Here is a 7,160-nt window from a genome sequence, read left to right as displayed (position 1 = left end):
GCGAGCAGCGGCGGGAGGGAAGCGGAGGTGCGCAACATCGGGTTCCTTGCAGCCAGGCACGAGCATCGCCGAACCGGGACGGGAGGGGCAAGCCAGCGCACGGTCACAGCGACCGTACGACGACCGGATCATGATACCGGCGCGCGCGCCGACCACGGCGCGTTATCCTCATCCCCTGAGCACCCCCTGCAGTTGACGGAACCCACGTGGCTTATTGGATCAAAACCCCGGCGGAGCTGGACGAGCGCTACCGCCAGCGCCCCACCCGGATCGGGCTGGACACCGAATTCATCCGCGAACGCACCTACTGGCCGCAACTGGCCCTGGTGCAGATGGCGGTCGGCGATGAAATCCTGCTGATCGACCCGCTGATCCCCGGCATGAACGAGGCGCTGGCCCCGTGGCTGGCCGACACCTCCATCCTGAAGATCATGCACAGCGCCAGCGAAGACCTGGTGACCTTCAAGGTCGCCTGCGGCGTGCTGCCGCGTCCGCTGTTCGACACCCAGATCGGCGCGTCGCTGGCCGGCATCGGCGGCGGCATGGGCTACCAGAAGCTGGTCAATGCGATCACCGGGGTCACCCTGGCCAAGGGCGAGACGCGCTCGGACTGGATGCGCCGCCCCCTGTCCGAATCGCAGCTGGAGTACGCCGCCGACGACGTCGAGTATCTGTTTGCCATGCACGATGCGATCGACGCCAAACTCGGCGAGCTCGATCGCCGACAGTGGCTGCAGGACGACGCCGGACGCCTGCTCGGCAGCGTCGAGAACGACGAAGACCGCTGGCCGCACGTGGCGATGCGCTCGGCCCAGTTCATGGACGACGCCGCGCAGATCCGCCTGCTGCGCCTGCTGCGCTGGCGCGATGTGCAGGCCCGCAGCAGCGACAAGCCGCGCAGCTGGATCCTGGACAACGAACTGGCGGCCGTGCTCGCGCGCACGCCGCCCGCCGACGTGCCGGCACTGGAAAAGCTCATGGAGAGCTTCCCCAAGGCACCGCGCAAGCTGGCCAACCAGGTCTGGCAGGCACTGACCACGCCGCTGGACGACGAAGCCGACGCACCGCTGGCGCTGCCGGCCAACGACAACAACAAGCAGGCGCTGAAGCGGCTGCAGGATGCGGTCAGCGCGCGCACCGCCGAACTGGGCCTGCCCGACGGCGTGCTGGCCTCGCGCAAGCACCTGGAAAGCTATCTGGAAAGTGGCCAGTGGCCGCCCGCGTTGGCCGGTTGGCGGCGTGAACAACTGGAGCCGGTCCTGGCCCCGCTGCTGCCGGCCGCGTAAGCCGCCGGATACCGCAACGACAGGTGGGGAGACGACAGTGCACCGGCGGCAGTATGCGCCGGTGCTGCGGTGTCTGTCCGAGCGTCCATCGTCATCTACGCGGGCCACCGCAAGCCCGCCAACCCTTCCGTGCGATGCGCTTCATGACCCTGCCCTTGCTGCGATTGCTGCCGTCGTTGCTGCTGCCGTTGCTCGCCCTGTCCCCGTTCACTGCGGCGGCCATGCCGCAAGCGGCCATCGACACCGCGCCCGCCAGCAGCTGCACACCCGACCCTTACAGCTGCCCGGACTGGATGCCGTCCCAGGCACAGATCCGCAGCGCCGTCGCCGATTACTTCTGCGCGCTTGCCGACCGCGGCCTCATCGCCCCGAAACTGCCCGGCCCGGTGGTCGCAGAATCCTCGCAGGTCACGTGTGCCGCGTTGGGGCGCGAGCCAGGGTCGAACTTCGTCTGTGGTGGCGAGATCCGCTTTATGAACCCCGAAGGCAGGAGCGACGCCGAGGCGTTCAGCCCTACCCTGCACCACGATGAAGCAGGGCGTATCGCCTTTTACGAGGGCGACGGTGATGGCGGCAATGAAATCTGGCACGCACCGGCGCCGAGGGAGCGTTCGCGGTATTGCGCAGGTAGGCCGACGCTGCGCTGATCGGGCGTGATAGCGTTGCGGCATCTGTGGAACGCACGGCGCACCGTGCCGATTGCCACGGCAACGTGAACCGCTCTCAAGGATGAATCTCCCAATGCCAGTGCATACCAAGACGCTGCTGATGTGCGCCCTGCTGACCAGCATCTCGATCGACATTGCAGTCGCCGAGCAGCCCGACCCCAACATCGAACACGTGAATGGAATACTGGACGTCATCGATGGCGCCACCCGCGATGGCATGGTGGTGGTGCTGACGCCCGTCCCCTATCCGCAGAGTTATGATGAGATGTGGGGGACCTCCCTGGTTCCAGGCTTTCTTCTAGCCGACAGCTTCCACAAGCTGCCGCCGTTGTCTGCCCGTACGTTTTGGCAGAACGAGCAGTCTCCGAGCCAGCACTACATGCCCGGATTCTCCGCCAATACGCTGGAAAGGAAGCCGATGGTCTACCTGTGGACCGGGTTCGAAGTGCATGTCATTGCGCCGGGCACCTATCGCCTGACCAGCGCCGAGAGCTATCGCATCGATGCCACGCTGGCCAACCTGCCCAAACCGGAAAATTCCGACAGCGAAACCGATGGCGTGCAGGGACGCGTGCGTTTGGAGCAGGTGACCTACCGCCAGTCCTATCGCGAAAAGATCTGGTCGCCGCCAGGCTCGATCGATGAAGCGCATTCGCGCCAGGTCTGCACGTCCGTGCACGTGGCCTCGGGAAACTGCATGTCATACAGGACCGAAACGTATGATGTTCCCCGCCACGTTGAGGGCGCCTGGCTGGAGAAGACCCGGGAGCGCGATGTGCCTGCGGTTCGCGTGCGGGCCGGCATACCGAGTGCAGCCGCGCCGCTCGCATTTACCGTGAAGCCCGGCCAGATCGTGCTCGCCGCCCGCGCCATCGTGGCCAATGCCGATGTGGACTACCACGGCCCCGATCGTTGCGAGGACATCAATGCGACGACCCGCGACTGCCTGCTTCGCCGATTCACCGTCCACCTGTCACCTGCGCCCATGAAAGCCGCGCGGGTCCTTGTTGGCATCAACTCAACCCCCCTCACGCCCGCACAGAAGGCGCTGCTCGCCCGCCTAGAACCGATGCAGGTGCAGGTAGTGGGCCGTGCTGGCACGCCCGATCCGCTGCTGGGTACGCCGGTGTCGCTGCGCAAGCCGGTGGACGGATCAGCAGGCGCGAAGTAGGCACGAGGCGACGCTGTCGCCTCTCGCAACACGTGTACGCGGGCATGACTGCAGACACATACGTGCGCGCAGCGGAAGTGCAAGAGTGAGTCGCAATCAACGCAGCACGCTTGTACCCAGGCGCTGCGGACACTGCACCCTGCGGGATCGTTGCCATTGGCACAGGTCCTGCCCACGCTGCTGCGCAAGGACTCCCATGCACACGATCACACACCGACGGACCGCAGCCTGCCCCCACCCCAGCGCGCGTGGTCTGCGCCGCTGGCTGGGCATCTCCCTCCTGCTTGTCGCGGCCAGCGCCAGTGCCGCGGACGATCTGACCTCAACGATCACACAGGCCATGCAGGGCACGTCGACCCCGGCCATGGGCGTGCTGGTGATCCGCGACGGCAAGGTCGCCGACCAGGCGGTCAGCGGGGTGCGCCGCAGCGATGGGAAGATAGCCGCCAGCGTCGAGGACCCGTGGATGATCGGTTCCACGGGCAAGCCGATCTCCGTAGCGATGATCGCGCGTCTGGTCGAACAGGGCGTGCTGACGTGGGATGCACCGCTGTCCACGCTGTTGCCCGACCTGGCCAAGCAGATGCATCCGGCTTACCGACAGGTCACGCTGGTGCAGTTGTTGTCGCATCGCGCCGGGCTGCCGGAGAACCTCACCGACGCCGCGGCGCTGGATGCCTTCTTCGTGGACCCCCGGCCCCTGCCCGTGCAGCGCGAGGCCTACATCAAGGCCGCGCTGGCCGAAACACCCGTGCATGCACCGGGCACCGCGTTCGCCTACAGCAACAGCGGCTTCCTGATCGCGGCGGTGATCGCCGAGCGCGCCACCGGCAAGGATGTGGAATCGCTGATCCAGCGCGAGGTGTTCCAGCCGCTGGGCATGACCGGTGCCGGATTCGGCCCCACTTCTGCCGGGCAGCCGTTGGGCCATCGCGGCGGCAAGCCGGTGACCGCCGCCCCGCAGAAGGCCGATGACGGCGTGCCGCCGATCTACACCGCAGCGGGCAACCTGCATATGCGCCTGCAGGACCTGGCGCTGTTTGCCATCGATCAGCTGGCCGGTAGCCAAGGCAAGGGCAAACTGCTGACCCCGGCCTCGTACGCGCTGATGCAGACCGCGCAGACCGGCAGCCCATCCGGGCTGGACTGGGGCGTGCAGCCGTCCATCGCCGGTCGCCAGGGCCCCGTGCTGGTGCACGGCGGCTCCGATGGCAACTGGCTGGCCTGGGTGGTGCTGTTCCCCGCACAGAACAATGGCGTGATCGCCATTGCCAACGCCGCCGAAGACATGGGCGCGGACAAGGCCACGATGGGCGTGCTCGGCGGTTTGTTCGCCGGGTTGGCCCCGGCGATGCCGCCAGCAACCCCGTAGCCGAAACAACAACGCCCTGCACAGGCAGGGCGTTGTTATCGCAGAGCATCCGGCATCGGCACCACGCTTGCGCGGTGCCGATGCCCTCGCCACTTACCAGTTCATGTTGAGCGAAACACCCACGGTGCGCGGTTCGTTGTACACCGCGGCCATGTAGTTTTCGATCACACCCTTGAGGTTCTTCTCGTTGGTGATGTTGCGCGCGAACAGCGCCACTTCCCACGCACCGTAGTTGCCGGAGTAACCCAGCTTCAGGCCGCCTTCGAAGCTGCCCTTGGAGTTGAACTCGGCCGAGTCGTACAGCACGAAGCTGGTGTAGCCCTGCTTGTTCCAGTCGGTGGAGACGAAGAACACATCGCTGTCGTTGACCGGCACGTCGTAGCGCGCGGCGAGGTTGATGTTGTACTTCGGCGCATTCGGCAGCGGGTTGCCGTTGATCTGGGCGAAGGTGTTGGCACCAACCTTGATGGTCGGGTCGTTCACCGTGCACACCACCGCGCCGTTCAGCGCGCAGACCTGGGCATAGACGCGGTCGTCCTGGATTTCGCTGTGCAGCAGGCTGACACCGGCGCTCAGGCTCAGGTTCGGAACCGGGCGCAGCTCCATGTCCGCTTCCAGGCCGTAGGCCTTGGCCTTGTCGGCGTTGAACAGCACGCCGTTGCCGTCCGAGTCGTTGCCGTTGAGCTGGATATCGTTGACCACGTAGGTGAACGCAGCGGCATTCACGCGCAGGCGGTTGTCCCACAGGCTGCTCTTGATGCCCGCTTCCCAGGACAGGATGGTTTCCGAATCGGCGGTGGTGAAGTCGGCGTTGAATACGGCCGAACGGCCCTGGATGGTGGGGCCACGGAAGCCACGGGCCACGCGCGCATACACGCTGAACTGCGGGTTGAACGCGTACATCGCGCTCACGTCCCAGCTCGGGGTGGTGTCGGCCATTTCCACGTCGGTGCGACCCTTGTAGGTCACCACGCCGGCGGCGGTGTCGGCGGTCTTGAGCAGACGGGTGTGCTTCTCATCGCGGGTCTGGCGCAGGCCGGCGGTCAGGGTGAACTTGTCGGTGACGTCATAGCTGACCTGGCCGAAGCCAGCCCAGGAGGTGTTGACGTTGCGCAGGCGCACCCAGTTGTTCGGGTTGCGCGCGTTGCCCTGCAGGAACCAGGCGCGCTGGTAGAAATCGGTGGTGTCGCGGCCATCGAAGTAGAACGCGCCGACCTGCCACTTCAGGCGGTTGTCATCGCCATTGGCCAGGCGGATTTCCTGGGTCCACTGGTCCAGGTCGCGGATCTGGCCCATCGACTGGCCGTAGCCGTTGGCCACGCCATTGACCGGGAAGTTGGCCGCCGCGCCGCCATCGGTATCACCGCGGCTGTAGCCGGAGGTGGTTTCGTAGGCGGTGATCGAGGTCAGCGAGACATTGCCGAAATCGTAGACTGCCTTCACCGAGCCGCCGTAGGTCTTGTAGGACTGCGGGTTGTTGTCGGCTTCGTCGTAGGCCACGCGATCGCGCGCCACGTCGGTCTTGTTGGAGCCCTTGGTGACCGCACCCCGCAGGAACAGGGTCGAGGTGCCGTCGTAGTCACGCGCATGGGCCGAGGCCAGCAGCGAGAAGTTCTCGCTCGGCTGCAGCAGCAGCTGTGCGCGCACGTTGCGGTCGTCGAAGCCGCCCATGGCGTTGTTCTTCGGCGACACCGTGCCATCGGCGCTGGGGCCGGTGTAGGTGTTGTCCACGTAGTCATCGCGGTGCTGGTACAGCGCCGACACGCGGAACGAGGCGATGTCATTGATCGCACCGCCCACGCCGCCGTCGATGGCCACGCTACCGTAACTGCCATAGCTGGCCTGCACGCGGCCGCTGGCGTCCTGGCTCGGCTTGATGGTGTCGAACTTGACGATGCCGGCGGTGGTGTTGCGGCCGAACAGGGTGCCCTGCGGACCGCGCAGCACTTCGATCTGGTCCACGTCGTAGACCGGGTTGGACTTCAGCACCACGTGCTCGAGCACCACGTCGTCCTGGATGATCGAGACCGGCTGCGAGGCACCCAGGTAGAAGTCGATGTTGCCCAGGCCACGGATGTAGAAGCGCGGGAAGATGCGCCCGGTGGTGGTCTCGGCGTAGAAGCTGGGCACCTTGCCCGACAGTGCCAGCAGGGTGTCATCGCCGCCGGCGGTGTAGTCGCGGATCTTCTCGCCCTGGACCACGCCGACCGAGACCGGCACTTCCTGGAGGTTGCGCTCGCGGTGGTCGGCATTGACGGTGATGGCGTCCAGCGAGGTCGGCGTAGCGTCCTGGGCCAGTGCGGTGCCGGCCAGGCCGAACAGCGAGGCGGTGGCGCAGGCCAGCGCCAGGGCGTGGCGGCGCGGCAGTGCGACGGCGGAACGGGACGGCATCGACACGGGGGTGTTGCGGTAGGCAGGCATGCAGGGTCTCGGGGAGTGCTGAACGGGTGGCGTGCGGCGCACGCGGATGAACACCGCTGTTTTACGCAGCGATGCGGCACGTTATTGCGTGGATGTTGCAGGCTGGTTGCAGGGCGATGCGGGGGACGGCCGTCCATCCCCTCCCCTGGTCTGCTGGCTGAGCCGCCGGGATTCTGGCGCGGATTATGCCCGCTCGGTGCGGCGGCCGGAAGGCTTGACGCTGTGCCGGATCTGGCTGGCGG

Annotated in this window: 6 protein-coding genes; 5 read left to right on the top strand and 1 reads right to left on the bottom strand. The window is 66.4% G+C overall.

Features of this window, described 5'->3' with window-relative positions; translation table 11 throughout:
• The first annotated feature begins 206 nt into the window (after positions 1–206).
• The 4 genes from rnd (at position 207) to AC1DQP_RS13895 (ending at position 4,497) form a co-directional block, all read left to right on the top strand.
• A complete protein-coding gene (rnd, locus tag AC1DQP_RS13910; RefSeq protein ID WP_478051818.1) occupies positions 207–1,286 on the top strand; it encodes a ribonuclease D in 1,080 nt (359 codons plus the stop codon).
• Positions 1,287–1,429: 143 nt separating this feature from the next.
• Positions 1,430–1,933 carry a hypothetical protein gene (locus tag AC1DQP_RS13905; RefSeq protein WP_457321393.1) on the top strand — a complete coding sequence of 168 codons (504 nt, stop codon included), beginning with the start codon at positions 1,430–1,432 and terminating at the stop codon, positions 1,931–1,933.
• Between the two features lie 94 nt (positions 1,934–2,027).
• Positions 2,028–3,125: a hypothetical protein gene (locus tag AC1DQP_RS13900; protein WP_457321395.1), complete on the top strand. Its 1,098-nt coding sequence runs from the start codon at positions 2,028–2,030 to the stop codon at positions 3,123–3,125.
• A 196-nt stretch (positions 3,126–3,321) separates the two neighbouring features.
• Positions 3,322–4,497: a serine hydrolase domain-containing protein gene (locus tag AC1DQP_RS13895; protein ID WP_478051817.1), complete on the top strand. Its 1,176-nt coding sequence runs from the start codon at positions 3,322–3,324 to the stop codon at positions 4,495–4,497.
• A gap of 93 nt (positions 4,498–4,590) precedes the next feature.
• Here AC1DQP_RS13895 and AC1DQP_RS13890 read toward each other — a convergent pair whose 3' ends face one another.
• On the bottom strand, positions 4,591–6,918 hold the full coding sequence (locus tag AC1DQP_RS13890; protein WP_478051816.1) for a TonB-dependent receptor: 2,328 nt from the start codon (positions 6,916–6,918) through the stop codon (positions 4,591–4,593).
• Positions 6,919–6,964: 46 nt separating this feature from the next.
• On the opposite strand from AC1DQP_RS13890, the gene AC1DQP_RS13885 reads away from it, so the two are divergent.
• Positions 6,965–7,160 (top strand): hypothetical protein (locus AC1DQP_RS13885; RefSeq protein WP_457321534.1); only part of this gene is annotated, 196 nt, incomplete at its 3' end.

The organism is Stenotrophomonas sp. P5_A8 (assembly GCF_056400545.1).
Note: the sequence above shows the minus strand (reverse complement) of the source record. Positions and strands in the feature narration are given on the sequence as shown.

Coding starts and splice junctions, on each gene's coding strand:
- AC1DQP_RS13905 (WP_457321393.1), top strand. CDS start 1,430: ATGACCCTGCCCTTGCTGCGATTGCTGCCGTCGTTGCTGCTGCCGTTG.
- AC1DQP_RS13900 (WP_457321395.1), top strand. CDS start 2,028: ATGCCAGTGCATACCAAGACGCTGCTGATGTGCGCCCTGCTGACCAGC.
- AC1DQP_RS13895 (WP_478051817.1), top strand. CDS start 3,322: ATGCACACGATCACACACCGACGGACCGCAGCCTGCCCCCACCCCAGC.
- AC1DQP_RS13890 (WP_478051816.1), bottom strand. CDS start 6,918: ATGCCTGCCTACCGCAACACCCCCGTGTCGATGCCGTCCCGTTCCGCC.